This window comes from Streptomyces californicus, assembly GCF_000717645.1.
Classification (GTDB): Bacteria; Actinomycetota; Actinomycetes; order Streptomycetales; family Streptomycetaceae; genus Streptomyces; species Streptomyces californicus.
On record NZ_JNZZ01000018.1, the window covers coordinates 26,004 to 51,182 of the forward strand.

Genomic DNA, 25,179 nt, shown 5'->3' on the forward strand with positions numbered 1-25,179 from the left:
AGGCCCGGCCCGCTCGGGAAGAGCGGGCCGGGCCTTCGGGGGGTGTTCCGCCGATCAGGCGGACGCCGGGGGATACAGCGCGCGCGGCAGCCGCGAGGCCGCCGCCGCGTCCAGCAGCCACAGCGTGCGGCCGCGGCCGTACGCGCCCGCCGCCGGGGCCTGGATCTCCCCGGCGCCGGACAGCGCGATCGCCGCCGCCTCCGCCTTGTCCTCGCCCGCCGCCAGCAGCCACACCTCGCGCGCCGCGCGGATCGCGGGCAGGGTGAGCGAGATCCGGACCGGCGGCGGCTTGGGCGCCCCGTGCACACCGACCACGGTGCGCTCGGTCTCCCGTACCGCGGGCAGCTCCGGGAAGAGCGAGGCCACATGCGTGTCCGGGCCGACGCCCAGCATCAGCACGTCGAACGCGGGCACCGGCCCGTGGTCCTCGGGCTCCGCCGCCTCGGCCAGCTCCGCCGCGTAGGCGGCCGCCGCCGTGTCCGCGTCGTCGCCGTACGGACCGTCGGACGCTGGCATCGCGTGCACCCGCGCCGGGTCCAGCGGCACCGCGTCGAGCAGCGCCTCACGGGCCTGGGTGACATTGCGCTCCGGGTCGCCCTCGGGCAGGAACCGCTCGTCGCCCCACCACAGGTCCAGGCGCGACCAGTCGACCGCGTCCCGGGCGGGCGCGGCGGCGAGGGCGGCCAGCAGGCCGTTGCCGTTGCGCCCGCCGGTCAGCACCACCGAGGCGTGGCCCCGGGACGCCTGGGCGTCCACGATCTTCGTGATCAGCCGGGCCGCCGCGGCCTGGGCCATCAGCTCCTTGTCGCGGTGGACGACCAGTTGGGGAGGGGTCACTTCGACGCCGCCTTCTTGGCCGGGGCCTTCTTCGCGGCCGGGGCCTTGGCCTCGGCCGCCTTGTCCGCCTTCTCCACCGGTCCCTCGATCGGCGCGGCCTTGACCTCGCCGCCCGCGTGCAGCCGGTCCACGCCGAACTTCACCGCCGAGGCGTAGGTGTTGTCCGGGTCGAGCCGGCGCAGCTCCTCCGCCAGCAGCTCGGCGGTGTCACGCCGCTTGAGCGCCACCGCCCGGTCCGGCTGGTTCTGCATGGAGAGCGTGGCCAGCGAACCGTCGGCCCGGTCCAGGACGATGACGCCGTTCTTCGTCTCCATCCGGACCGCCGTGAGACCGGGGCCTTCGGAGATGGTGCGCTCCACCGGTACGTCGAGCCGGTCCGCGAGCCACATGGCGAGCAGCTCGCAGCTCGGGTTGTCGCTCTCGCCCTCGACGGTCGCGCCGATGACCTCGGCCGGCTGCTGGTCCAGCGCGGCGGCCAGCATCGAACGCCACGGGGTGATCCGGGTCCAGGCCAGGTCCGTGTCGCCGGGGCTGTACGTCGCCGCCCGCACCGCCAGCTCCTCCAGCGGCAGCTCCGCCGAGTAGGTGTCGGTGATCCGCCGCTGGGCCAGCGCCCCGAGCGGGTCCTTCGCCGGGTCGGAGGGCGCGTCCTCGGGCCACCACACCACGACCGGGGCGTCCGGCAGCAGCAGCGGCAGGACGACCGACTGGGCGTGGTTGGCCAGCTCGCCGTGGAGCCGCAGCACCACGGTCTCGCCGGTGCCCGCGTCGGAACCGACCCGGACCTCGGCGTCGAGCCGGGCGTCGCGGCGGGCCCGCGGGGAGCGGCTGACCCGCTTGATCACCGCGATGATCCGCGAGGGGTGCTCGCGGGAGGCATCACCGGCCGACTTGAGCGCGTCGTACGCGTTCTCCTCGTCGGTGACGACGACCAGCGTGAGCACCATGCCGATGGCGGGGGTGCCGATCGCCCGACGGGCCGAGACCAGCGCCTGGTTGATCTTGCTGGATGTGGTTTCCGTGAGATCGATCTTCATGGCCGCCTCCAGCTCCGTCCGTCACGTGCGAGCATCTCGTCGGCCTCCGCCGGGCCCCAGGTGCCCGCCGGGTACTTCGCCGGCTTGCCGTGCTCGGCCCAGTACTCCTCGATCGGGTCGAGGATCGTCCAGGAGAGTTCGACCTCCTGGTGGCGCGGGAAGAGGTTGGCGTCGCCGAGCAGGACGTCCAGGAGGAGCCGCTCGTACGCCTCCGGGCTGGACTCCGTGAACGACTCGCCGTACGCGAAGTCCATCGTGACGTCCCGGACCTCCATCGAGGTGCCCGGCACCTTGGAGCCGAAGCGCACGGTGACGCCCTCGTCCGGCTGGACCCGGATGACCAGGGCGTTGCCGCCCAGCTCCTCGGTCGCGCCCGACTCGAAGGGCAGGTAGGGCGCGCGCTTGAAGACGACCGCGATCTCCGTGACCCGGCGGCCGAGCCGCTTGCCGGTACGGAGGTAGAACGGGACGCCCGCCCAGCGGCGGTTGTTGATCGTCAGCTTGATCGCCGCGTAGGTGTCGGTCGTCGACTTGGGGTCGATGCCGTCCTCCTCGCAGTAGCCGAGGACCTCCTGCCCGCCCTGCCAGGCGTGCTCGTACTGGGCGCGCACGGTGTGCAGGCCCAGGTCCTCGGGCAGCTCGACGGCGGTGAGCACCTTGAGCTTCTCGGCGACCAGGGCCTTCGGGTGGAAGGAGCCGGGCTCCTCCATCGCGGTCAGCGCCAGCAGCTGGAGCAGGTGGTTCTGGATGACGTCGCGGGCGGCGCCGATGCCGTCGTAGTAGCCGGCCCGGCCGCCGATGCCGATGTCCTCGGCCATCGTGATCTGGACGTGGTCGACGTAGGACCGGTTCCAGATGGGCTCGAACATCGTGTTGGCGAACCGCAGCGCCAGGATGTTCTGGACCGTCTCCTTGCCCAGGTAGTGGTCGATCCGGAAGACCTCGTTGGGCGGGAAGACGTCGTGCACGAGCTGGTTGAGCTCCTGCGCGCTGGCCAGGTCGTGGCCGAAGGGCTTCTCGATGACGGCGCGCCGCCAGGAGCCCTCCTTCTGGTCCGCCAGGCCGTGCTTCTTGAGCTGCTGGACGACCTTGGGGAAGAACTTCGGCGGCACGGACAGGTAGAAGGCGTAGTTGCCGCCGGTGCCCTGCGCCTGGTCCAGCTCCTGGATGGTGGCCTTGAGCGTCTCGAACGCCTCGTCGTCGTCGAAGTTGCCCTGGACGAAGCGCATCCCCTGGATGAGCTGCTGCCAGACCTCCTCGCGGAACGGCGTGCGCGCGTGCTCCTTGACGGCGTCGTGGACGACCTGGGCGAAGTCCTCGTCCTCCCAGTCGCGGCGCGCGAAGCCGATGAGCGAGAAGCCCGGCGGCAGCAGGCCGCGGTTGGCCAGGTCGTAGACGGCGGGCATCAGCTTTTTACGGGACAAATCGCCCGTGACGCCAAAGATGACCAGGCCCGACGGCCCCGCGATACGCGGGAGCCGTCGGTCCTGTGCGTCACGGAGCGGGTTGGCTCCGGGAACAGCAGACAAAGTGGTCAGCCCTCCGAGGGGGCGAGGCGCGACAGCTCCGCCTCGGTCGACTTGAGCAGGTCGTTCCAGGACGCCTCGAACTTCTCGACGCCCTCGTCCTCCAGCAGCTGCACGACCTCGTCGTACGAGATGCCGAGCTTCTTGATGGCGTCGAGGTCGGCGCGCGCCCGGTCGTAGCCGCCGGCGACGGTGTTGCCGGTGATCTCGCCGTGGTCGGCCACCGCTTCCAGGGTCGCCTCCGGCATGGTGTTGACCGTGTTCGGCGCCACCAGGTCGTCGACGTACAGGGTGTCCTTCAGCGACGGGTCCTTGACACCGGTCGAGGCCCACAGCGGACGCTGCTTGTTGGCCTGCGCCTTGTCCAGAGCCGCCCAGCGGTCGGAGGAGAAGACCTCCTCGTACGCCTCGTAGGCCAGGCGCGCGTTGGCCAGGGCGGACTTGCCCTTGGCGACCTTCGCCTCGTCGGAGCCGATCGCGTCCAGGCGCTTGTCGATCTCGGTGTCCACGCGGGAGACGAAGAACGAGGCCACCGAGTGGATCGTGGAGAGGTCCAGGCCCGCGGCCTTGGCCTTCTCCAGGCCCGCCAGGTAGGCGTCCATGACCGCGCGGTAGCGCTCCAGCGAGAAGATCAGTGTCACGTTGACGCTGATGCCCCGGCCGATCGTCTCGGTGATCGCCGGGAGGCCTGCCTCGGTGGCCGGGATCTTGATGAGCGTGTTCGGCCGGTCCACCAGCCAGGCCAGCTGCTTGGCCTCGGCGACGGTGGCCAGGGTGTTGTGGGCCAGGCGCGGGTCCACCTCGATGGAGACCCGGCCGTCCTGGCCGTCGGTCGCGTCGAAGACCGGCCGCAGGATGTCGGCGGCGTCGCGGACGTCCGCCGTCGTGATCATGCGGACCGCTTCCTCGACGGTGACCTTGCGGGCGGCGAGGTCGGTGAGCTGCTGCTCGTAGCCGTCGCCCTGCGAGATCGCCTTCTGGAAGATCGACGGGTTGGTGGTGACGCCGACGACGTGGCTCTGGTCGATCAGCTCGGCCAGGTTGCCGGACGTGATCCGCTTGCGCGACAGATCGTCGAGCCAGATCGCCACGCCCTCGTCGGAGAGGCGCTTGAGTGCGTCTGTCATGAGTTGCATCTCCTACTAGTGGTGTCTACCGGCGTCAGCGTGCGGCGGCGTCGAGAGATTCCCGCGCCGCGGCGGCCACGTGCTCGGGCGTGAAGCCGAACTCGCGGAACAGCACCTTGGCGTCCGCCGAGGCCCCGAAATGCTCCAGCGAGACGATCCGGCCCGCGTCGCCCACGTACCGGTACCAGGTGAGGCCGATACCGGCCTCGACGGCGACCCGCGCCTTCACCGACGGCGGCAGGACGCTGTCCTTGTAACCCTGATCCTGCTCCTCGAACCACTCGACGGACGGCATCGAGACCACGCGCGTCGGCACACCGGCGGCCTGGAGCTGCTCGCGCGCCTCGACGGCGACGTGCACCTCGGAGCCGGTCGCGATGAGCAGCACCTGCGGCTCGCCGCCTTCCGCCTCGAACAGGACGTACCCGCCCTTGGCCGCGTCCTCGTTCGCCTCGTACGTCGGCACGCCCTGGCGGGTCAGCGCCAGACCGTGCGGGGTGCCCTTGCCGAACACCTTGGTGTAGCGGCGCAGGATCTCGCGCCAGGCGATGGCGGTCTCGTTGGCGTCGGCCGGGCGCACGATGCTCAGGCCCGGGATGGCGCGCAGCGAGGCCAGGTGCTCGACCGGCTGGTGGGTCGGGCCGTCCTCGCCGAGGCCGATCGAGTCGTGCGTCCACACGTACGTCACCGGCAGGTGCATCAGCGCGGAGAGCCGCACCGCGTTGCGCATGTAGTCGGAGAACACCAGGAAGGTGCCGCCGTAGATACGCGTGTTGCCGTGCAGCGCGATGCCGTTCATGGCGGCGGCCATGGCGTGCTCGCGGATGCCGAAGTGGATCGTCCGGCCGTACGGGTCGGCCTCCGGCAGCGGGTTGCCCGCGGGGAGGAACGACGACGTCGTGTCGATCGTGGTGTTGTTCGAGCCGGCCAGGTCGGCGGAGCCGCCCCACAGCTCGGGCACGGTCTCGCCGAGGGCCTGGAGCACCTTGCCGGAGGCGGCGCGGGTGGCCAGGGACTTGCCGGGCTCGAAGACGGGGAGCTTTTCCTCCCAGCCCTCGGGCAGCTCGCCCGCGGAGATCCGGTCGAACGCGGCGGCGCGCTCCGGGTTGGCCGTGCGCCACGCGGCGAACGCCTTGTCCCACTCGGCGCGGGCCTCGCGGCCGCGGTCCAGGGCCTCGCGGGTGTGGCCGATGACCTCGTCGGAGACCTCGAAGGCCTGCTCCGGGTCGAAGCCGAGGACCCGCTTGGTCGCCGCGACCTCGTCGTCGCCGAGCGCCGAGCCGTGCGCGGCCTCGGTGTTCTGCGCGTTCGGGGCGGGCCAGGCGATGATCGAGCGGGCCGCGATGAACGAGGGGCGCTCGGTCTCGGCCTTGGCCGCCTGCAGCGCCGCGTACAGCCCCGCCGGGTCGAGGTCGCCGCTGGGCAGCTGGTCGACGCGCTGGACGTGCCAGCCGTACGCCTCGTACCGCTTGAGGGTGTCCTCGGAGACCGCGGTCTCCGTGTCGCCCTCGATGGAGATGTGGTTGTCGTCCCAGAGGAGGACCAGGTTGCCCAGCTTCTGGTGGCCGGCGAGCGAGGACGCCTCGGCCGAGATGCCCTCCTGGAGGCAGCCGTCACCCGCGATGACCCACACCATGTGGTCGAAGGGGGAGGTGCCGGGGGCCGCCTCGGGGTCGAACAGGCCGCGCTCGTAGCGGGCGGCCATCGCCATGCCCACCGCGTTGGCGACGCCCTGGCCGAGCGGGCCGGTCGTGGTCTCGACGCCGGTGGTGTGGCCGTACTCCGGGTGGCCCGGGGTCTTCGAGCCCCAGGTGCGGAAGGCCTTCAGGTCGTCCAGCTCCAGGCCGTAGCCGGCCAGGTAGAGCTGGATGTAGAGGGTCAGGCTGGAGTGCCCTGCGGAGAGGACGAACCGGTCGCGGCCGGTCCACTCGGCGTCCGCGGGGTCGTGCCGCATCACCTTCTGGAAGAGGGTGTAGGCGGCAGGCGCGAGGCTCATCGCCGTGCCCGGGTGGCCGTTTCCGACTTTCTGTACGGCGTCCGCGGCGAGAACACGGGCGGTGTCCACGGCCCGCTGGTCCACATCGGTCCACTGGAGGTCTGTGGTGGTCGGCTTGATGCTCACCCTGAGTCAGGGCTCCTCTCCACTGTCGTAAACCGGTGACTGTTACCGCACCGGGCGCTGTCGAGCCTACCCCCGTCGACAGGCACGGTTTCCGTGTGCTTTCCAGGGTGTGGGCGGCGTACGGAGTTCGCCTCCCGGCGGAACGCGCATCCGGCGGACAGTCACCCCCAACACGACCCCACCCCCGCGAAGGAGGGCGTATCCCCAACGTCTAGAGTGGTCGAGTTCGCGCAAGTCTTCACCGGGCCCCACCGGCCCGGAGCTTGCTGGGATTTCTCTGTCAGGGGTGTGCGTGACGGCCGTCGAGTCCCGACCCGCAGGGGTCGCCTTGACTCCCAGCCCAGGGGGCCATCGCCCGCTCGGGGCCCGCGTCAAGGCATTCGTGGCGCTTACCAAGCCACGGATCATCGAGCTGCTGCTCATCACCACCGTTCCGGTGATGTTCCTGGCCGCTCAGGGTGTACCCGATCTGTGGCTCGTTCTCACCACCACCATCGGGGGATATCTCTCCGCCGGCGGCGCGAACGCGCTCAACATGTACATCGACCGCGACATCGACGCGCTGATGGACCGCACGTCCCAGCGCCCGCTGGTCACGGGCATGGTCACGCCGCGTGAGTGCCTCGCCTTCGGCATCTCCCTCGCGGTGGTCTCGACGGTCTGGTTCGGGCTGCTCGTCAACTGGCTGTCGGCCGCACTGGCGCTCGGCGCACTGCTGTTCTACGTCGTCGTCTACACGATGCTGCTGAAGCGCCGCACCTCCCAGAACATCGTCTGGGGCGGCATCGCGGGCTGCATGCCGGTCCTCATCGGCTGGTCGGCGGTGACGAACACGGTCTCCTGGGCCGCCGTCATCCTCTTCGCCGTCATCTTCTTCTGGACGCCGCCGCACTACTGGCCGCTGTCGATGAAGGTCAAGGACGACTACGCCCGGGTCGGCGTCCCGATGCTGCCGGTCATCGCCTCCAACCGGGTGGTCGCCAAGCAGATCGTCCTCTACAGCTGGGTGATGGTCGCGGTCTCGCTGCTCCTCACCCCGCTGGGCTACACGGGCTGGTTCTACACCGCGGTGGCGCTGCTCTCCGGCGGCGCCTGGCTCTGGGAGGCCCACGGGCTGCAGAACCGGGCCAAGGCCGGGGTGACCGGGGCCAAGCTCAAGGAGATGCGGCTGTTCCACTGGTCCATCACCTACGTCTCCCTGCTCTTCCTCGCCGTCGCGGTGGACCCCTTCCTCCGCTGACGCCTCCGCTTCCGGCGACGGGCGGGTCGCGTGGCACAAGCCACGCGACCCGCCCGTCGCCAGTTCATCTACCCGTCGGTAGCATCCTGTCCATGGCAGAGACGGCAGCAGACGCAGCGGACACGGAGCAGACCTCACGGACGGACGCCAGGAAGGCGGCGCGCGCCGAGCGCAGGGCGGCGAAGCTCGCCCGCGAGATCGGCGCCTTCGCCAAGCGGCACGGCGGCGCCGAGGGGCAGCTCGCCTACATCGGCCAGGCGGGCGCCCGCATCGTCCTGGTCGGCCAGGACGGCGCCTGGGGCGACCTCGTGGCCCCGACCTACGCGGTGGCGCAGGGCGCGGCGGCGAAGTCCGGGATCACGATGCACGAGGAGTTCGACGGCGACTTCGCACTCAAGGTCCGCACCGGCCCGTACGAGTGGTCCCGGATGGCCGGCATCCAGGTGGGCGGCCCCTCCAACGACAGCTGAACCCCGGGGCCGCGCGCGTACGCGAAAGGGGGCGGCGGGCATGGTGCCCGCCGCCCCCTTCGCCGTACGGGGAGGTGCTCAGCCCGCCGGGGCGGGGGCCGTCTCCGGCCGCTCGGCGGAGGACGGGCCGGGCACCGGAGCGGGCGTCTCCTCGCCGCGCTCGCGCATGCTCAGCGCCAGCCGGAGCACCGCGATCCACATGATGGACGAGCCGAACATGTGGATGCCGACCAGGAGCTCGGGGACGTCGGTGAAGTACTGGACATAGCCGATCGCGCCCTGGGCGAGCAGGACGAGCAGCAGGTCGCGGGCGCGGGCCCGGGTGTCGGCGGGCGCGTCGACCACCCGCAGCGCCAGCCACATCGCGATGGCCAGGGCGCAGACCACCCAGGCGGCGATGGCGTGGACGTGGGCGGCGGCCGACCAGTCCCACGGCATGCGGGGCACGTCGCTGCTGTCGCCGGCGTGCTTGCCGGAGCCGGTCACGGAGGTACCGAGGACGATCAGGATCACCGTGGTCGCGACGATCGCCCAGGCCAGGCGGCGCACCGGGAGCGGGGTCCGGGGACGCGGCGGGCCGTCACCCTCGCCGACGCGCACCCAGGTGATCACGGCGACCGCGAGGAGCAGGTTGGCGAGCAGGAAGTGCCCGGCCACCGTCCACGGGTTGAGGCCCGCCCAGACGGTGATGCCGCCGAGGACGGCGTTGGCCAGGACGATCCAGAACTGCGCCCAGGCCAGCCGGGTCAGCTTGCGGCGGCGGGGCTTCATCGAGCTGGTGGCGACGATCGCCCAGCCGACGGCGGCCGACAGCACGTAGGCCAGCATGCGGTTGCCGAACTCGATCGCGCCGTGCAGGCCCTGTTCCGGGGTGGCGAACAGGCTGTCGTCGGTGCACTTGGGCCAGGTGTCGCAGCCCAGCCCCGAACCGGTGAGCCGGACGGCCCCGCCCGTGACGATGATGAAGACGCTCATCCCGACGGCGGAGAGCGCGGCGCGCTTCACCATCCGGGTGGACGGCGTCCAGCGCTTGGCGATGAGGGAGATGGGGGTTTCCACGCCGACCATCGTAGGACGGGGCTTGTGCACGATTTCACGAGGGGTGGGTTCGTACCCGCTTGCCGCGAAGATCCCCACGATCGGCCCAGAACGCACCGGTCGGTCAGAGGCGGGCCGGTCCTACTCCCAGCGGAAGAACCTCGCCGCCGCGCCGAGCCCCAGCACCGCCCACACCACCAGGATCGCGGCGTGGCCCCACGGCATCGGCGCGCCGTGCTGGAGGACGTCCCGCAGACCCTCGGAGAGCGCGGAGACGGGCAGCAGCTCCAGCGCCGACCGCACGGCGTCCGGGAACTTGTCCAACGGCACGATGACCCCGCCGCCGACCAGCAGCAGCAGGAAGACCAGGTTGGCCGCGGCGAGGGTCGCCTCGGCCTTGAGCGTGCCGGCCATCAGCAGTCCGAGCCCGGAGAACGCGGCGGTCCCCAGGACCAGGAGCAGCAGCACGGCGAGCGGGTTCCCGTGCGGCGACCACCCCAGCGCGAAGGCGATGACCGTCAGCAGCACGATCTGGAGCACCTCGGTGACCAGCACCGACAGCGTCTTGGCGGTCATCAGCGCCCAGCGCGGCAGCGGGGAGGCCCCGAGCCGCTTGAGGACCCCGTAGCGGCGCTCGAAACCGGTGGCGATGGCCTGGCCGGTGAAGGCGGTGGACATCACGGCCAGCGCCAGGACGCCCGGCGCCAGGAAGTCCACCGACGCGCCCGCGCCGGTGTCCACGATGTCGACCGCGCTGAACAGGACCAGCAGCAGCGCCGGGATGATCACCGTCAGCAGCAGCTGCTCGCCGTTGCGCAGCAGCATCCGGGTCTCCAGCGCGGTCTGCGCGGCGATCATCCGGGGGAGCGGGGCGGCGCCGGGGCGCGGGGTGTACGTACCGGCGCTCATGCGCGCAGCTCCTTGCCGGTCAGTTCGAGGAAGACGTCCTCCAGGGTGTGCCGCTCGACGGAGATGCCCTCGGGCATCACGCCGTGCTGGGCGCACCAGGACGTCACGGTGGCCAGCAGCTGCGGGTCGACGCTCCCGGTGATCCGGTACGTCCCCGCCAGCGGCTCGGCAGCCCCGGACCCGTCCGGCAGCGCCTTGACGAGGGAGCCGAGGTCGAGCCCCGGACGGCCGGTGAAGCGCAGGGTGTTCTCCGCGCCGCCCCGGCACAGCTCCTCGGGGGTGCCCCGGGCGATGACCCGGCCCGCGTCGATGATCGCGACGTCGTCGGCGAGCGCCTCGGCCTCGTCCATGAAGTGGGTGGTCAGCACCACGGAGACCCCGTCGGCGCGCAGCTCGCGCACCAGCTCCCAGGTGGCGCGCCGGGCCTGCGGGTCCAGCCCCGCGGTCGGCTCGTCCAGGAAGAGCAGCTCGGGCCGGCCCACGACGGCCATGGCCAGGGAGAGCCGCTGCTGCTGGCCGCCTGAGAGCCGCCGGTAGGAGGTCCGGCCGCAGTCGCCGAGGCCGAGGCGCTCGATCAGGGCGTCCACGTCGAGCGGATGGGCGTGCAGCTTCGCCATGTGCCGGAGCATCTCGGCGGCCCGCGCCCCGGAGTAGACGCCGCCGGACTGGAGCATCACCCCGATCCGCGGGCGCAGCCGGTCCGCGTCGGCGACCGGGTCGAGGCCGAGGACCCGCACGATGCCCGCGTCGGGGCGGCGGTAGCCCTCGCAGGTCTCGATCGTGGTGGTCTTCCCGGCGCCGTTCGGGCCGAGGACGGCGGTCACCGCGCCCGCCCGGACGACCAGGTCGAGACCGTTCACCGCGGTCTTCGTGCCGTACCGCTTCACCAGGCCGGTGACCTGTACGACGGGCTCGTTCTCCATGGCAGGGAAGTCTAGGCAGGGCACGGAGGAGCCTCTTCCCCGGGGCCAGATTAGGTAACCCTAAGTGACGAACCACACCGTAGATCGTTTCGGACCGTGGTTGTCAGGGCCGAATGAATTACGCAACAATGGTGTTGTGAAAAACGACGGACGGGCTCCCCAGGAGGACCTCGCGACCGGTGAGCGCTCGACGCGCGACCGGGTCGCGCGCTCCATCCTGGGCCACGGGCCCTCCACCGTCGCGGACCTCGCGGGGCGGCTCGGCCTCACCCAGGCCGCCGTCCGCCGCCACCTCGACGCCCTCGTCTCCGACAACGTCGTGGAGGCCCGTGAGCAGCGGGTCTACGGCGCACGGACCCGGGGCAGGCCCGCCAAGGTGTTCGCCCTGACGGACTGCGGCCGGGACGCCTTCGACCAGTCCTACGACAAGCTGGCCGCCGACGCCCTGCGCTTCATCGCCGACTCCGGAGGGGACGAGGCGGTCATCGCCTTCGCCCGCGCCCGGATGGCCGCGACCGGCGAGGCGTACCGCGCGGCGGTCGAGGCCGCGGAGCCCCGGCGGCGCACCGAGGCGCTGGCCGAGGCGCTGTCGGCCGACGGGTACGCTGCTACGGCGCGAAGCGCGCCCGGCCCCCAGCAGGGCGAGCAGCTGTGCCAGCACCACTGCCCGGTGGCCCACGTCGCCGAGCAGTTCCCACAGCTGTGCGAGGCGGAGACGGAATTCTTCTCCAGCCTCCTCGGGACCCATGTGCAGCGTCTGGCCACCCTCGCCCACGGCGACGGCGTGTGCACGACATACGTGCCGCGCAGTGGCCACACGGCACCCCCACAGACCACCCATTCAGCATCTGCAAGCACGGCCGGGAGGAACCCCGCATGACGCTCCCCACGGAGACTGCCCACCCTGAGCTCGAGGGTCTGGGTACGTACGAATTCGGCTGGGCCGACTCCGACGCGGCAGGCGCGGCGGCCAAGCGCGGCCTCTCCGAGGCGGTCGTCCGCGACATCTCGGAGAAGAAGAACGAGCCCGAGTGGATGCTGAAGCTGAGGCTCAAGGGCCTCAAGCTCTTCGACAAGAAGCCCATGCCGAACTGGGGCTCCGACCTGTCGGGCATCGACTTCGACAACATCAAGTACTTCGTGCGGTCCACGGAGAAGCAGGCGGCCTCCTGGGAGGACCTGCCCGAGGACATCAAGAACACCTACGACAAGCTCGGCATCCCCGAGGCGGAGAAGCAGCGCCTCGTCGCCGGTGTCGCCGCGCAGTACGAGTCCGAGGTCGTCTACCACCAGATCCGCGAGGACCTGGAGGAGCAGGGCGTCATCTTCCTGGACACCGACACCGCGCTGAAGGAGCACCCGGAGCTCTTCAAGGAGTACTTCGGCACCGTCATCCCGGTCGGCGACAACAAGTTCGCCTCGCTGAACTCGGCCGTGTGGTCCGGCGGCTCGTTCATCTACGTGCCCAAGGGCGTCCACGTGGACATCCCGCTCCAGGCCTACTTCCGTATCAACACGGAGAACATGGGCCAGTTCGAGCGGACGCTGATCATCGTCGACGAGGACGCCTACGTCCACTACGTCGAGGGCTGCACCGCGCCGATCTACTCCTCGGACTCGCTGCACAGCGCCGTGGTCGAGATCATCGTCAAGAAGGGCGGCCGCTGCCGCTACACGACCATCCAGAACTGGTCGAACAACGTCTACAACCTGGTCACCAAGCGGGCCGTGGCCTACGAGGGCGCGACCATGGAGTGGGTCGACGGCAACATCGGCTCCAAGGTGACCATGAAGTACCCGGCCGTCTACCTGATGGGCGAGCACGCCAAGGGCGAGACCCTGTCCATCGCCTTCGCGGGCGAGGGCCAGCACCAGGACGCCGGCGCCAAGATGGTCCACATGGCCCCCAACACCTCCTCGAACATCGTCTCGAAGTCGGTGGCCCGGGGCGGCGGCCGTACGTCCTACCGCGGACTGATCGAGATCGGCGAGGGCGCGCCGGGCGCGAAGTCGAACGTCCTCTGCGACGCTCTGCTCGTCGACACGATCTCCCGGTCGGACACCTACCCCTACGTCGACGTCCGCGAGGACGACGTGTCGATGGGCCACGAGGCGACCGTCTCCAAGGTCTCCGAGGACCAGCTGTTCTACCTGATGAGCCGCGGACTCACCGAGTTCGAGGCCATGGCGATGATCGTGCGCGGCTTCGTCGAGCCGATCGCCAAGGAGCTCCCCATGGAGTACGCCCTGGAACTCAACCGGCTGATCGAGCTGCAGATGGAGGGTTCGGTCGGCTAGGTCCTCGCCCGAGGACCACCGGGGCGGCCGCGAGCGGCCGCCCCCGCCCCACCGAGACCCCGAGTTCCTGACTGAAGAAAGCGAGCACTACGACAGCCATGGCTGAGGCTCAGAACACTCCGGCGGGCTCCACCACCGCCGGTTCCATCGCGGTGGCCGCCGAGTCGACCGTCGCCACCCGCATGAGCGCGCCCCCGTCCTTCGACGTGGCGGACTTCCCCGTCCCGCACGGACGCGAGGAGGAGTGGCGCTTCACGCCGCTGGAGCGGCTGCGCGGGCTGCACGACGGCACCGCCGTCGCCACCGGCGGCGGGGTCAAGGTCGCCATCGACGCCCCCGACGGGGTCACCGTCGAGACCGTCGGCCGCGACGACTCCCGCCTCGGCCGGGCCGGCACCCCGGTGGACCGGGTGGCCGCCCAGGCGTACAGCTCCTTCGAGCACGCCTCGGTCGTCACGGTCGCCAAGGACGCCGTGCTCACCGAGCCGATCCGGATCGCCGTGCACGGCGAGGGCGGCACGGCCTTCGGCCACCAGCTCATCGAGCTGGGCGCCTTCGCCGAGGCCGTCGTCGTCATCGACCACACCGGTGACGCGGTGCTCGCCGCCAACGTCGACTACGTCCTGGGCGACGGCGCGAAGCTGACCGTCGTCTCCGTCCAGGACTGGGACGACACGGCCGTCCACGTCGGCCAGCACAACGCGCTGATCGGCCGGGACGCCTCCTTCAAGTCGGTCGTCGTCACCTTCGGCGGCGACCTCGTCCGCCTGCACCCCCGGGTCGCCTACGCGGCCACCGGCGGCGAGGCGGAGCTCTTCGGTCTGTACTTCACCGACAAGGGCCAGCACCAGGAGCACCGCCTCCTGGTCGACCACAACACCCCGCACTGCAAGTCCAACGCGGTGTACAAGGGCGCCCTCCAGGGCGACGGCGCGCACGCCGTCTGGATCGGCGACGTCCTCATCCAGGCCGCGGCCGAGGGCACCGACACCTACGAGATGAACCGGAACCTCGTCCTCACCGACGGCGCCCGGGTCGACTCCGTGCCCAACCTGGAGATCGAGACCGGCGAGATCGTCGGCGCCGGCCACGCCTCCGCCACCGGCCGCTTCGACGACGAGCAGCTCTTCTACCTCCAGTCGCGCGGCATCCCCGCCGAGGAGGCCCGCCGCCTGGTCGTGCGCGGCTTCTTCGCCGAGCTGGTCCAGCAGATCGGCCTCCCGGACGTCGAGGAGCGGCTCATCGAGAAGATCGAGGCCGAGCTGAAGGCGTCCGTCTGATGGCCTTCGTCAAAGCCTGTGCGCTGAGCGAGCTGGAGGACGACACCCCCAAGCGGGTGGAGCTCGACGGCACGCCCGTCTCCGTCGTCCGCACCGAGGGCGAGGTGTTCGCGATCAACGACATCTGCTCGCACGCGAACGTCTCCCTCTCGGAGGGCGAGGTGGAGGACTGCGCGATCGAGTGCTGGCTGCACGGATCGTCGTTCGACCTCCGCACCGGCAAGCCGTCCGGTCTTCCCGCGACGCGCCCCGTCCCCGTATACCCCGTAAAGATCGAAGGGGACGATGTGCTCGTCTCCGTCACCCAGGAGTCCTGAGTCACCCATGGCAACGCTTGAAATCCGCGACCTGCACGTCACCGTCGAGGCCGACAACGCCACGAAGGAGATCCTCAAGGGCGTCGACCTGACCGTGAAGCAGGGCGAGACCCACGCCATCATGGGCCCCAACGGGTCCGGCAAGTCCACCCTCGCGTACTCGCTGGCGGGTCACCCCAAGTACACGATCACCGGGGGCACCGTCACCCTGGACGGCGAGGACGTCCTGGAGATGTCCGTCGACGAGCGGGCCCGCGCCGGTCTGTTCCTCGCGATGCAGTACCCGGTCGAGATCCCCGGCGTCTCGGTCTCCAACTTCCTGCGCACCTCCGCCACCGCCGTCCGCGGCGAGGCCCCCAAGCTGCGTACGTGGGTCAAGGAGGTCAAGGAGACGATGGCCGGGCTCCAGATGGACCCGTCCTTCGCCGAGCGCAACGTCAACGAGGGCTTCTCCGGCGGTGAGAAGAAGCGCCACGAGATCCTTCAGCTGGAGCTCCTCAAGCCGAAGATCGCCGTCCTGGACGAGACCGACTCCGGCCTCGACGTCGACGCGCTCAAGACCGTCTCCGAGGGCGTCAACCGGGTCCGCGCGACCGGCGAGGTCGGCACGCTGCTGATCACGCACTACACCCGCATCCTGAAGTACATCAAGCCCGACTTCGTGCACGTCTTCGCGGGCGGCCGGATCGCGGCCTCCGGCGGCGCCGAGCTGGCCGACCAGCTGGAGAACGAGGGCTACGAGGCTTACACGAAGGGTGGCGCTTCCGCGTGACTGACGCCCGACAGGGGCTCTCCGGCCTCCTCGACACCGAGGCGATCCGCAAGGACTTCCCGCTCCTGGACCGCACGGTCCACGACGGCAAGAAGATCGTTTACCTGGACTCCGCGGCGACCTCGCAGAAGCCGCGCCAGGTCCTCGACGCGCTCAACACGTACTACGAGCGCCACAACGCGAACGTGCACCGAGGCGTCTACACGGTCGCCGAGGAGGCCACCGCGCTGTACGAGGGCGCCCGCGACAAGGTCGCCGCCTTCATCAACGCACCCAGCCGCGACGAGGTGATCTTCACGAAGAACGCCTCCGAGTCGCTGAACCTCGTCGCCAACATGCTCGGGTGGGCGGACGAGCCCTATCGGGTGGACCGTGAGACCGAGATCGTCACCACGGAGATGGAGCACCACTCCAACATCGTGCCGTGGCAGCTGCTCGCGCAGCGCACGGGCGCGAAGCTGAAGTGGTTCGGCATCACCGACGACGGCCGGCTCGACCTGTCGAACATCGACGAGATCATCACCGAGAAGACGAAGATCGTTTCGTTCACGCTGGTCTCGAACATCCTCGGCACCGTCAACCCGGTCGAGCGGATCATCCGCCGCGCCCAGCAGGTCGGCGCGCTGGTCTGCATCGACGCCTCCCAGGCGGCCCCGCACATGGTGCTCGACGTGCAGGCGCTCCAGGCGGACTTCGTGGCCTTCACCGGCCACAAGATGGTCGGCCCGACCGGCATCGGCGTGCTGTGGGGGCGGCAGGAGCTCCTGGAGGACCTGCCCCCGTTCCTCGGCGGCGGCGAGATGATCGAGACCGTGTCGATGCACTCGTCGACGTACGCCCCGGCTCCGCACAAGTTCGAGGCGGGTACGCCCCCGATCGCCCAGGCCGTCGGCCTCGGCGCGGCCGTGGACTACCTCTCCGCGATCGGCATGGAGAAGATCCACCAGCACGAGAAGGCGATCACCGAGTACGCGGTGCAGCGCCTCCTGGAGGTTCCGGACCTGCGGATCATCGGCCCGGCGACGGCCGAGGACCGCGGGGCGGCGATCTCCTTCACGCTCGGCGACATCCACCCCCACGACGTGGGCCAGGTGCTCGACGAGCAGGGCATCGCCGTCCGTGTGGGCCACCACTGCGCCCGCCCGGTCTGCCTGCGGTACGGAATTCCCGCGACGACGCGAGCGTCGTTCTATCTGTACTCCACGCCCGCCGAGGTCGACGCCCTGGTGGACGGACTGGAGCACGTACGGAACTTCTTCGGCTGAGGGTTGACTGGTGAAGCTTGATTCGATGTACCAGGAAGTGATCCTGGACCACTACAAGCACCCCCACGGGCGCGGCCTGCGGGACGGTGACGCGGAGGTCCACCACGTGAACCCCACGTGCGGCGACGAGATCACGCTCCGGGTGAAGTACGACGGCGAGACCGTCGCCGACGTGAGCTACGACGGCCAGGGCTGCTCCATCAGCCAGGCCAGCGCCTCCGTGCTGAACGAGCTGCTCGTCGGCAAGGAGCTGTCCCAGGCGCGGAGGATCCAGGACGCGTTCCTGGAGCTGATGCAGTCCAAGGGCCAGCTGGAGCCGGACGAGGCGATGGAGGAGGTGCTGGAGGACGCCGTCGCGTTCGCCGGTGTCTCCAAGTACCCGGCCCGGGTCAAGTGCGCGCTGCTGAGCTGGATGGCGTGGAAGGACGCGACGGCCAAGGCGCTGTCCGAAGGGAAGACCGCATGAGCGACAACGAGACCGTGACCATGAAGCCGGCCTCCGAGGAGGAGGTCCGCGAGGCGCTGTACGACGTCGTCGACCCCGAGCTGGGCATCGACGTCGTCAACCTGGGCCTGATCTACGGCATCCACGTCGACGACGCGAACATCGCCACCATCGACATGACGCTGACGTCCGCGGCCTGTCCGCTGACCGACGTCATCGAGGACCAGGCGAAGTCCGCCACGGACGGCATCGTCAACGAGCTCCGGATCAACTGGGTCTGGATGCCGCCGTGGGGCCCGGACAAGATCACCGACGACGGACGCGAGCAGCTCCGTGCGCTGGGGTTCAACGTCTGACCCGTCCCGACCAGGACGCCGTACGGCCGTGCCCGCCAGTTCGACCGGCGGGCACGGCCGTATCCGCGTTCACGGGGCCGGCCGGTCCGGGGCCGGACGTGGGTCAGGCGTGGGAGGGCGGCGGTCCGTACTGCTCGGGCAGGGGGGCGGCGCCCGCCGCCTGCGCCAGGACCGGGCCCAGGTTCTCGGCGCGCATGCGCAGGTCCACGTAGAGCAGGCCGACCACCAGCGGCGGGAAGACCGAGGTGAACAGCTGGGAGATCAGCTGGCTCACGAACGACATCAGCATCAGCCCGCCGAACAGGGCGAGCACCTCACCGCCGCTTGGCTCGGCGCCCAGGTCCGCCGGGTCGAACAGGCCGGGGAGCATGCCGATCATCTGGAACGGCATCTGGATCATGTAGCCGATCACGCCCGCCATCACGTACGCCAGCAGCCCGATGCCGAACACCCGCCACCAGTTGCCGCGCACCAGCACGGTCGATCGGCGCAGCGCGGCTATCGGGCGCTGCTGTTCGAAGACCACGACGGTCGGGGCCAGCGAGAACCGCACGTAGAGCCAGGTCGCCACGGGGCCGAGCAGCAGGCCGCCGAGGAGGCCGGCCACGATCAGCGGTACGAAGCCGTCCTGGTCGCCGAGCGTGGCGGTGTAGACGATCAGCCCGACGAAGGCGGCCGTCAGGAGGATCATCGGCACGATCAGGATCAGCCAGGTCAGGAACACCGTGCCGATGATCGACCAGACCCGGGACCACGCCCGCCGCCAGACCTGCCCGAAGGTGACGGGGCGGCCCAGGACGGCCTCCTGGAGGACCACCGGCGCCGCCGCCTGCACGACGGCCGTGGCCAGCAGGAAGACGATCATGCCGAGGAGCATGAGCACGCCGAACGCGACCCCGAGCGGGACCAGGACCGCCGCGTCGGGGGCGTCGGGGGAGTGGGCGGACGTCAGCGCGTCCCACTGGGTCGCGACGGCGGACGCGGCCACCACCAGCGCGAGGATCATCACCAGGGTGGCCGCGCCGAACAGCGTCAGGGCCACCCCGATCAGCGGCTTCCAGTACCGCCCGAGCGTCGTGAAGGCGCCGCCGAGCATGTCCGAGACGCTCAGCGGCGCCAGGGGTATCACCCCCGGCTTGGGCGGCGCCGCCCATCCGCCGTTCCAGCCGCCGCCCGGCCCGTGCGTGCCCCCGTGGAAGGGCCCCCCTCCGTAAGGTGCGCCCCCGTACGGTGCGCCCCCGTACGGGCCGCCGCCCCACCCTGCGTCCTGCGCCACTGCGTCTCCGTCATGTCGTCGGCCCGGGCACCCGGGCCGTGTGGTCGGTCGGCACACCGTAGCGCCCCCGGCCTGAGCCGATTATATGTACGGCCGTACGCAACGTTGGGTACAGTCGTCCACATGGGATACGCATACGGACTGCTGGCCGCCGCCATCGCGGCGGAGGTGGCCGGGACCACGGCCATGAAGTACAGCGAGGGCTTCACCCGCCTCTGGCCCTCGCTCGGCACCCTGCTGGGCTACCTCATCGCCTTCACCCTGCTCGCGCAGACCCTCAAGACGCTCTCGGTGGGCACCGCGTACGCCATCTGGGCCGGTGTGGGCACCGCGGCCGTGGCGCTCATCGGCATCCTGTTCCTCGGGGAGTCCGGCAGCCTGGTCAAGATCGCGGGGATCGCGCTCATCGTCGCCGGAGTCGTCGTGCTGAACCTCGGAGGGGCCCACTGATGGCCCGCCGGTACGACCCCCACCGGCGGACGCGGATCATCGACGCGGCGCTGAGCGTGATAGCGGCCGACGGCATCGCCGGGCTCAGCCACCGCACCGTGGCGGCCGAGGCCGATGTGCCGCTGGGCTCGACCACGTACCACTTCGGCTCGCTCGACGAGCTTCTCGTCGCCGCCCTGCGCCGGTGCAACGAGAACTTCGTGAGGACCCTGCGCGAGAGCGAGGCCCTGGCCGCGGGCGGGGAGGCCGAGGGGGCTGCCCGGGCCACCGGGCCGGCCGGGTCCGCCGGTCTCGCGGACGAGCTGACCCGGCTGCTGGGCCAGTGGTTCGCGGGGGAGCGCGGGGCGATCGAGCTGGAGTACGAGCTGTACCTCGCGGCCCTGCGCCGCCCCGCGCTGCGCCCCGTCGCCGCCGAGTGGACCGAGGAGGCCGTCGAGCTGCTGTCCAGCCGCACCGATCCCGGGACCGCCCGCGCCCTCGTCGCGCTGATGGACGGCGTCTGCCTCCAGGTGCTGCTGGCGGGCGGCACGTTCGACGCCGCGTACACGCGCGAGATGCTGGCGCGGATCGTGGCGGGCGGCGGCTGACGCACGCGCGGGGCCGCTTCCGGAGCCTGTACGCCGGTGCGTCGATCAGCGGGCAGGTGCTCGCGCCGCCGCTGGGAGCCGCCGTGTACGCCGCCGCCCCCGCCCTGCTCCGGCCGCTCTGCGCCCTGCCGGCGGTGGGCGCGGGAGCGGCGGTGCCGGCGGCGCGCAGACTGCCCGGCCGAGGGGGAGCGGCGGCAGGTCGCGGCGGAGGAACCGCCCATCGAGACCGGTTCGCCCGAGCGGGCCCCGGCCGGTTAGGTTGCTGTTCATGACCGACACGAATTCCCAGGGTTCTGCCCGTACCACCGGCGCCGTCGCCGCCGGCCTCGCCACCGTCGCCGGTGACGGCACCGTCCTCGACACCTGGTTCCCCGCCCCCGAGCTGACCTCGGACCCCGGCCCGGCCGGCACGACCCGCCTCGACCGGGACGAGGCCGTCAACCGGATCGGCGAGGGCGCCGCCAAGGCGATCGGCGTGGACGCCCGGCGCGGCGTCGAGGTCGTCGCCGTGTCCACGGTCATCTCCTCGCTCGACGACAAGCCGCTCGACGCGCACGACGCCTACCTGCGTCTGCACCTGCTCTCGCACCGGCTCGTCCGGCCGCACGGCCAGAACCTCGACGGCCTCTTCGGGCTGCTCGCCAACGTCGCCTGGACCTCGCTCGGCCCGGTCGCCGTCGACGACCTGGAGCGGGTCCGCCTCAACGCCCGCGCCGAGGGCCTGCACCTCCAGGTCACCTCGGTCGACAAGTTCCCGCGCATGACGGACTACGTGGCCCCCAAGGGCGTCCGCATCGCCGACGCCGACCGGGTCCGGCTCGGCGCGCACCTCGCCGCCGGGACCACCGTCATGCACGAGGGCTTCGTCAACTTCAACGCCGGCACGCTCGGCACCTCCATGGTCGAGGGCCGCATCTCCGCCGGCGTCGTCGTCGGCGACGGCTCCGACATCGGCGGCGGCGCGTCCACCATGGGCACCCTCTCCGGCGGCGGCAACGTCCGCATCGTCATCGGCGAGCGCTGCCTGGTCGGCGCCGAGGCGGGCGTCGGGATCGCGCTCGGCGACGAGTGCGTCGTCGAGGCCGGGCTGTACGTCACCGCGGGCACCCGCGTCACGCTGCCGGACGGCCAGGTCGTGAAGGCCCGCGAGCTGTCCGGCGCCTCCAACATCCTCTTCCGCCGCAACTCGGTCACCGGCACCGTCGAGGCCCGCCCGAACAACGCGGTCTGGGGCGGCCTGAACGAGGTCCTGCACGCCCACAACTGAGGCCCCCGCGCGGGTCGGTGGCCCCGGCCACGACCCGCCGGTCCTCCCTCAGGCCGCGAGGAGTTCCTCGTACGCCCTGCGCAGCCCGTCGGCCGCCTCGCGCCCGGCGGGCTGCAGCGGTTCCCTGACCGGGCCGGCGTCCAGGAGGGCCTTCGCGGTGACGGTGCCGGGCAGGCCGCTCGCCATCATCAGTTCGGTGAGGCGGGCCGTGAGGCCGTTCAGCCGGGCCGCCTCGTCCGGGCGGCCCGCGTCGAACGCGTCCAGCGGCGCCCGCACCTGACGCGGGACCACGTTGGCGACCGTGCTGACGTAGCCCGCGCCGCCCACCGCGTACAGCGGCAGGTTCAGCTCCTCGCAGCCCGAGTAGTACGCCAGCGAGGTGCGGGCCATCACCTTCGTGGAGCCCAGCAGGTCGTACGCGCAGTCCTTCACCGCCACCACCCGGGGGTGCTCCGCCAGCCGCAGCAGGGTCTCCGGCTCGATCCGGACCCCGGTGCGGCCGGGGATGTCGTACACCATCAGCGGCAGGCCGGTGGCGTCCGCGACCCGCAGGACGTACGCCTCGACGGCGGCCTGCGGCGGGCGGCTGTAGTACGGACTCACCACCAGCAGCCCGTCCGCGCCCGCCTCCTCGGCCTCCCGCGCCAGGCGCAGGGCGGTCGCGGTGTCCGGGCCCCCGACCCCGGTGAGCAGGGGCACCCCGTCCCCGACCTCGGCGCGGACGGCCCGCAGCAGTGCGGACTTCTCGGCGTCCGTCGTGGTGGGGGACTCGCCCGTGGTGCCGCTGAGGACGATCCCGTCGCAGCCCTCGGCCACCAGGCGGGCGGCGTGTGCGCGGGCGGCGTCCGGGTCCAGCGCCCCGGTGGCGGTGAAGGGCGTGATCATGGCGCAGAGGGCGCGGCCGAAGGGGCGCGGTGCGGAGGCGGTCATGTCCGCAGTCTCGGCTCCGGGGGTCGGAGCGGTCCACTTAGATCTCCTTGCCACGATGGCCAAGGAACGCTGAAAGGTGCGGCGGCCGCGCCCCTTCCGGCTCGGCCGGGCCTCCTGAGGCCCGAGGATTCGGGCGGCTTCGCCCTGGCGGCGCGGCGAGGGGAACGGGCTTGACCTCGACCGGACTTGAGGTGTGACGGTGATGGTCGCCGCGCGCCGGCCGGTGCGCACGAGAGGGGAAGACCGCCATGACCGCAGACCCGACCGCCCACCGGACCGCACAGGGGGCCGCGCGCCCGGCCGGCCGCCCGGACCCCGCCCGCCCCGACGCGGCGATCGCCAAGGCCAGCACCTGGAACGTGGGGACACCGCAGCGGCAGCGGGAAGCCGTCGACGCCATCCGGAAGGTCTGGGAGAGCCGGGAGTGGCCGCATCCCGGACTGCTCTCCTACAGCGTGTACACGGGGGAGGACGGCGCGACGCTGCTGCACTACTCCCAGTGGACCGGCGAACAGGCGTACCAGGAACTCGTCCGGGACAGCCGCGACGCCCGCAACGCCGAGATCGACGCCGCCGTCCCCGGCATCGAACGCGTCGGAATCCAGACGTACGAGCACTACCGTTCCGGGCTCCGGGCCGAGGGCGACACCCGGGAGACCGGCTGCGTCGTGATCGTCGACGTCGAGTTCGCCGGGCCCGACCGGGCCCGCCAACGCGACTGGGTGGACAGCGTGTTCGAGGCGCTCGCCGAGGAGACCGGACTGCCCGCCGGGGGCATCGCCGCGCACTTCCACACGAGCACCGACGGCACCCGGGTCCTCAACTACGCGGAGTGGGAGAGCGCCGGTCACCACATCGCGGCCCTCGCCGCCCCCGGCGAGGGCGTCGGCTCCCCGTCCCCGCTCTGGGAACGCGTCCAGAAGTACCCGGGGATGACCGGCGGCGGCGTGAACCGCTACACCCCGGCACTCAGTCTGGAACCCGCGTCCGAGGGGCAGTCGGGAGACGGGGGAGGGGCGGCCGGCGGGCTGCGGTGAAGGGCCGTGAGCGGAGCGGGCGGGCTGCCGTGAGCGGTGGGCGGCATGCGGTGAAATGCGTCTAGGCTGGGGCCGCTGAACCGCGTACGCGTCTCCGTACGCTCCGAGCACGCACCGAGGAGAATCCCCCGATGTCCGCAGAGCGCCCCACCATGCCGCCGGTACGGCTGAACTCCGAGGCCGAACTGGCACGGGACGCCCTCGCCGCTCCGCTGCTGGTCCGCGCCGTGCGGCTGGCCCGCTGGGCCGGACCGGACACCCGGGTCGGCGCCGGCGGCGAACTCGTCGAGGCGCAACTGCCCGCCGCCGCCGAGCACCTGGGGCTCGCCGCCGACGAGGACGGCGCCGCGTACGCCAGCGAGGCATGGCGGCTCGCCGTGGACACCGGTCTCCTCGACGTCACGGACCCCGACGGGGACGCGCTCCCCGACGGCGCCGACGGCCCGGAGGCCGAGGGCACCGTCACCGCGGGCGAGAACCTGGCGCTGCTCACCGGCGGCTCCCCGCAGGACGTCCTCGCCATCTGGCTCGACGGCCTGGACGCCGTGCACGCCGACGCCACCGCGCCCGTCCTGGACGACTTCGAGGACCTCGTCGGCGAGGACGGCTCGATCGACTTCGACGCCCTGGACTGGGACCCGGAGGCCGAGGCGGAGTTCCTCGACGGGGTGCTCGGCAACCTCTACCTGCTCACCCTCGCGGACAGCGGCGCGGGCGACGAGCCGGTCCCGCTGCCCGCGCTGGCCGCGTCGATGATCGTCCCCGACGACATGGGCGAGCCCACCGACGACATCCTGGAGCAGGTGTCGGAGGCGATGATGCGGCTGGACGACCAGTTCCGGCTCCTCGAACCGATCGGGCTCGTCGAGTACCGGCCGGTCGACGAGGCGCTCCTGGTCGAGGAGGGCGAGGCGCCGGACGGCTCCGCGGCCGACGCCGACGAGGACGACGTCACCCGGTACGGCATGGTCAAGCTCACCCCGCTCGGGCTGTACGGCGTCCGGACCCGGATGCAGGAAGCCGGGGTGGACGCGCCCGCCGTGGGCGACCTCGCCGGCAAGGGCGCCGAGGCCCTTCTCGACGGCATCGCGTACTACCCGGAGTCGGCGGCCCGCGCCGAGGTCGAGCTCTGGCTCGCGGCCCGCGGCACCGGGGACGCGGTGGCGGCCGCCGCCGACCTGCTGGCCGCCGCGCGCGGCACGGACGAGGGCGCGCCGCTGCGCCGCCTCCACTGCCAGCAGGCCCTCGCCCTGGCCGGCCCCGAGGCGGAGCCCGCCGTGCGCGCAGTGCTCGACGACCCGCGGCTCGGGGGCCTGGCCCGCGTCTGGCTCGCGGAGCGCGGCGCCTCCGACGTGCCCGCCCCGCCGGAGGACATGATCTTCTGGCTGGCCGTCGACACCATCGCCGCCCACCTGGACGCCGACGGCGAACTGGACGAGCTCCAGGGCCTCGTCGAGGGCCTGTCCACCCAGCACAGCGGCTTCTTCGACGAGGTCTGGCGCGTCGACCACCCGGCCACCGCCGACGTCCTGGAGGCCATGGGCCGCCTGCACAGCGACAAGAAGTCCGCCAAGGAGGCCCGCAAGGCCGCCTTCAAGGCCCGCTCCCGCGCGGGCGGCTGAGAACACCGGGAGCCGCCGCCGGACAGGAACACCGGTTCCACCGCCGGA

25 protein-coding genes are annotated in these 25,179 nt (G+C 71.6%); 15 read left to right on the top strand and 10 right to left on the bottom strand.

Translation table 11 applies throughout. The features are described from left to right. Positions 1-54: 54 nt before the first annotated feature. From pgl to tkt, 5 genes are read right to left on the bottom strand one after another with little or no spacing between them, the layout of a single operon-like run. Entirely contained in the window at positions 55-837 is a 783-nt protein-coding gene (gene pgl, locus IF19_RS0123395) for a 6-phosphogluconolactonase (RefSeq protein WP_030117333.1), read from the bottom strand. Beyond that, complete coding sequence (opcA, locus tag IF19_RS0123400) at positions 834-1,874, bottom strand: glucose-6-phosphate dehydrogenase assembly protein OpcA (protein WP_030117334.1); 1,041 nt, start codon at positions 1,872-1,874, stop codon at positions 834-836. Before opcA ends, pgl begins: the two co-directional genes overlap by 4 nt. After that, a complete protein-coding gene (zwf, locus tag IF19_RS0123405) occupies positions 1,871-3,403 on the bottom strand; it encodes a glucose-6-phosphate dehydrogenase (RefSeq protein ID WP_030117335.1) in 1,533 nt (510 codons plus the stop codon). The genes opcA and zwf overlap by 4 nt, the downstream gene beginning before the upstream one ends. A gap of 5 nt (positions 3,404-3,408) precedes the next feature. Continuing rightward, a complete protein-coding gene (gene tal, locus IF19_RS0123410; protein ID WP_030117336.1) occupies positions 3,409-4,527 on the bottom strand; it encodes a transaldolase in 1,119 nt (372 codons plus the stop codon). 34 nt (positions 4,528-4,561) lie between these two features. Next, positions 4,562-6,649: a transketolase gene (gene tkt, locus IF19_RS0123415; RefSeq protein WP_030117337.1), complete on the bottom strand. Its 2,088-nt coding sequence runs from the start codon at positions 6,647-6,649 to the stop codon at positions 4,562-4,564. A gap of 286 nt (positions 6,650-6,935) precedes the next feature. Here tkt and IF19_RS0123420 point away from each other — a divergent pair, with 286 nt between their 5' ends. Both IF19_RS0123420 and IF19_RS0123425 read left to right on the top strand, forming a co-directional pair. Next, positions 6,936-7,889, top strand: a complete 954-nt coding sequence (locus IF19_RS0123420; protein WP_030739630.1) for a heme o synthase — start codon at positions 6,936-6,938, stop codon at positions 7,887-7,889. A gap of 92 nt (positions 7,890-7,981) precedes the next feature. Next, the gene (locus tag IF19_RS0123425) at positions 7,982-8,359 is read left to right on the top strand and encodes a hypothetical protein (RefSeq protein ID WP_030117339.1); all 378 of its coding nucleotides are present in this window, start codon (positions 7,982-7,984) and stop codon (positions 8,357-8,359) included. A 78-nt stretch (positions 8,360-8,437) separates the two neighbouring features. Here IF19_RS0123425 and IF19_RS0123430 read toward each other — a convergent pair whose 3' ends face one another. The 3 genes from IF19_RS0123430 to IF19_RS0123440 form a co-directional block, all read right to left on the bottom strand. After that, complete coding sequence (locus IF19_RS0123430; RefSeq protein ID WP_030117340.1) at positions 8,438-9,427, bottom strand: COX15/CtaA family protein; 990 nt, start codon at positions 9,425-9,427, stop codon at positions 8,438-8,440. A gap of 111 nt (positions 9,428-9,538) precedes the next feature. Continuing rightward, positions 9,539-10,306, bottom strand: a complete 768-nt coding sequence (locus IF19_RS0123435) for an ABC transporter permease (protein WP_030117341.1) — start codon at positions 10,304-10,306, stop codon at positions 9,539-9,541. Beyond that, the gene (locus IF19_RS0123440; RefSeq protein WP_030117342.1) at positions 10,303-11,229 is read right to left on the bottom strand and encodes an ABC transporter ATP-binding protein; all 927 of its coding nucleotides are present in this window, start codon (positions 11,227-11,229) and stop codon (positions 10,303-10,305) included. Before IF19_RS0123440 ends, IF19_RS0123435 begins: the two co-directional genes overlap by 4 nt. A gap of 136 nt (positions 11,230-11,365) precedes the next feature. Here IF19_RS0123440 and IF19_RS0123445 point away from each other — a divergent pair, with 136 nt between their 5' ends. The 8 genes from IF19_RS0123445 to IF19_RS0123480 all read left to right on the top strand — a co-directional run bounded on the left by IF19_RS0123445 (position 11,366) and on the right by IF19_RS0123480 (position 17,962). Then, positions 11,366-12,109, top strand: a complete 744-nt coding sequence (locus tag IF19_RS0123445) for a helix-turn-helix transcriptional regulator (RefSeq protein WP_030117343.1) — start codon at positions 11,366-11,368, stop codon at positions 12,107-12,109. Next, positions 12,106-13,527, top strand: coding sequence for a Fe-S cluster assembly protein SufB (gene sufB / locus IF19_RS0123450; protein WP_030117344.1), 1,422 nt, complete (start codon positions 12,106-12,108; stop codon positions 13,525-13,527). The genes IF19_RS0123445 and sufB overlap by 4 nt, the downstream gene beginning before the upstream one ends. A gap of 98 nt (positions 13,528-13,625) precedes the next feature. After that, complete coding sequence (sufD, locus tag IF19_RS0123455; protein ID WP_030117345.1) at positions 13,626-14,807, top strand: Fe-S cluster assembly protein SufD; 1,182 nt, start codon at positions 13,626-13,628, stop codon at positions 14,805-14,807. Then, the gene (locus IF19_RS0123460; protein ID WP_014156911.1) at positions 14,807-15,124 is read left to right on the top strand and encodes a bifunctional 3-phenylpropionate/cinnamic acid dioxygenase ferredoxin subunit; all 318 of its coding nucleotides are present in this window, start codon (positions 14,807-14,809) and stop codon (positions 15,122-15,124) included. Before sufD ends, IF19_RS0123460 begins: the two co-directional genes overlap by 1 nt. Positions 15,125-15,131: 7 nt before the next feature. After that, positions 15,132-15,896 (top strand): Fe-S cluster assembly ATPase SufC, encoded by a 765-nt coding sequence (sufC, locus tag IF19_RS0123465; RefSeq protein ID WP_030117346.1) that lies wholly within the window; start codon positions 15,132-15,134, stop codon positions 15,894-15,896. Next, the gene (locus IF19_RS0123470) at positions 15,893-17,161 is read left to right on the top strand and encodes a cysteine desulfurase (RefSeq protein WP_030117347.1); all 1,269 of its coding nucleotides are present in this window, start codon (positions 15,893-15,895) and stop codon (positions 17,159-17,161) included. Before sufC ends, IF19_RS0123470 begins: the two co-directional genes overlap by 4 nt. Positions 17,162-17,171: 10 nt before the next feature. Then, entirely contained in the window at positions 17,172-17,627 is a 456-nt protein-coding gene (sufU, locus tag IF19_RS0123475; protein ID WP_272482329.1) for a Fe-S cluster assembly sulfur transfer protein SufU, read from the top strand. Further along, positions 17,624-17,962, top strand: a complete 339-nt coding sequence (locus IF19_RS0123480; RefSeq protein WP_030117349.1) for a metal-sulfur cluster assembly factor — start codon at positions 17,624-17,626, stop codon at positions 17,960-17,962. The genes sufU and IF19_RS0123480 overlap by 4 nt, the downstream gene beginning before the upstream one ends. A gap of 103 nt (positions 17,963-18,065) precedes the next feature. Here IF19_RS0123480 and IF19_RS0123485 read toward each other — a convergent pair whose 3' ends face one another. Further along, the gene (locus IF19_RS0123485; protein ID WP_030117350.1) at positions 18,066-19,058 is read right to left on the bottom strand and encodes a DUF7847 domain-containing protein; all 993 of its coding nucleotides are present in this window, start codon (positions 19,056-19,058) and stop codon (positions 18,066-18,068) included. 303 nt (positions 19,059-19,361) lie between these two features. Between IF19_RS0123485 and IF19_RS0123490 the strand changes: the two genes are divergently transcribed. The 3 genes from IF19_RS0123490 to dapD all read left to right on the top strand — a co-directional run bounded on the left by IF19_RS0123490 (position 19,362) and on the right by dapD (position 21,542). Next, positions 19,362-19,688: a DMT family transporter gene (locus IF19_RS0123490; RefSeq protein ID WP_030117351.1), complete on the top strand. Its 327-nt coding sequence runs from the start codon at positions 19,362-19,364 to the stop codon at positions 19,686-19,688. Beyond that, a complete protein-coding gene (locus IF19_RS0123495) occupies positions 19,688-20,275 on the top strand; it encodes a TetR/AcrR family transcriptional regulator (RefSeq protein WP_030117352.1) in 588 nt (195 codons plus the stop codon). The genes IF19_RS0123490 and IF19_RS0123495 overlap by 1 nt, the downstream gene beginning before the upstream one ends. 268 nt (positions 20,276-20,543) lie before the next feature. Continuing rightward, positions 20,544-21,542 carry a 2,3,4,5-tetrahydropyridine-2,6-dicarboxylate N-succinyltransferase gene (gene dapD, locus IF19_RS0123500; protein ID WP_030117353.1) on the top strand — a complete coding sequence of 333 codons (999 nt, stop codon included), beginning with the start codon at positions 20,544-20,546 and terminating at the stop codon, positions 21,540-21,542. Positions 21,543-21,590: 48 nt separating this feature from the next. Here the strand turns inward: dapD and IF19_RS0123505 are convergent, their stop codons facing one another. After that, positions 21,591-22,472 carry a 4-hydroxy-tetrahydrodipicolinate synthase family protein gene (locus IF19_RS0123505; protein WP_030117354.1) on the bottom strand — a complete coding sequence of 294 codons (882 nt, stop codon included), beginning with the start codon at positions 22,470-22,472 and terminating at the stop codon, positions 21,591-21,593. A 248-nt stretch (positions 22,473-22,720) separates the two neighbouring features. Between IF19_RS0123505 and IF19_RS0123510 the strand changes: the two genes are divergently transcribed. Then, the gene (locus IF19_RS0123510) at positions 22,721-23,509 is read left to right on the top strand and encodes an antibiotic biosynthesis monooxygenase (protein WP_050493881.1); all 789 of its coding nucleotides are present in this window, start codon (positions 22,721-22,723) and stop codon (positions 23,507-23,509) included. Positions 23,510-23,640: 131 nt separating this feature from the next. After that, positions 23,641-25,131, top strand: coding sequence for a hypothetical protein (locus IF19_RS0123515; protein WP_030277843.1), 1,491 nt, complete (start codon positions 23,641-23,643; stop codon positions 25,129-25,131). The last annotated feature ends 48 nt before the right edge of the window (positions 25,132-25,179 follow it).

Coding starts and splice junctions, on each gene's coding strand:
- sufC (WP_030117346.1), top strand. CDS start 15,132: ATGGCAACGCTTGAAATCCGCGACCTGCACGTCACCGTCGAGGCCGAC.
- IF19_RS0123485 (WP_030117350.1), bottom strand. CDS start 19,058: ATGCTCGGCGGCGCCTTCACGACGCTCGGGCGGTACTGGAAGCCGCTG.
- IF19_RS0123460 (WP_014156911.1), top strand. CDS start 14,807: ATGGCCTTCGTCAAAGCCTGTGCGCTGAGCGAGCTGGAGGACGACACC.
- sufD (WP_030117345.1), top strand. CDS start 13,626: ATGGCTGAGGCTCAGAACACTCCGGCGGGCTCCACCACCGCCGGTTCC.
- sufB (WP_030117344.1), top strand. CDS start 12,106: ATGACGCTCCCCACGGAGACTGCCCACCCTGAGCTCGAGGGTCTGGGT.
- IF19_RS0123510 (WP_050493881.1), top strand. CDS start 22,721: ATGACCGCAGACCCGACCGCCCACCGGACCGCACAGGGGGCCGCGCGC.
- IF19_RS0123425 (WP_030117339.1), top strand. CDS start 7,982: ATGGCAGAGACGGCAGCAGACGCAGCGGACACGGAGCAGACCTCACGG.
- IF19_RS0123505 (WP_030117354.1), bottom strand. CDS start 22,472: ATGACCGCCTCCGCACCGCGCCCCTTCGGCCGCGCCCTCTGCGCCATG.
- dapD (WP_030117353.1), top strand. CDS start 20,544: ATGACCGACACGAATTCCCAGGGTTCTGCCCGTACCACCGGCGCCGTC.
- IF19_RS0123490 (WP_030117351.1), top strand. CDS start 19,362: ATGGGATACGCATACGGACTGCTGGCCGCCGCCATCGCGGCGGAGGTG.
- IF19_RS0123480 (WP_030117349.1), top strand. CDS start 17,624: ATGAGCGACAACGAGACCGTGACCATGAAGCCGGCCTCCGAGGAGGAG.
- IF19_RS0123435 (WP_030117341.1), bottom strand. CDS start 10,306: ATGAGCGCCGGTACGTACACCCCGCGCCCCGGCGCCGCCCCGCTCCCC.
- tal (WP_030117336.1), bottom strand. CDS start 4,527: ATGACAGACGCACTCAAGCGCCTCTCCGACGAGGGCGTGGCGATCTGG.
- IF19_RS0123440 (WP_030117342.1), bottom strand. CDS start 11,229: ATGGAGAACGAGCCCGTCGTACAGGTCACCGGCCTGGTGAAGCGGTAC.
- IF19_RS0123430 (WP_030117340.1), bottom strand. CDS start 9,427: ATGGTCGGCGTGGAAACCCCCATCTCCCTCATCGCCAAGCGCTGGACG.
- opcA (WP_030117334.1), bottom strand. CDS start 1,874: ATGAAGATCGATCTCACGGAAACCACATCCAGCAAGATCAACCAGGCG.
- IF19_RS0123495 (WP_030117352.1), top strand. CDS start 19,688: ATGGCCCGCCGGTACGACCCCCACCGGCGGACGCGGATCATCGACGCG.
- IF19_RS0123515 (WP_030277843.1), top strand. CDS start 23,641: ATGTCCGCAGAGCGCCCCACCATGCCGCCGGTACGGCTGAACTCCGAG.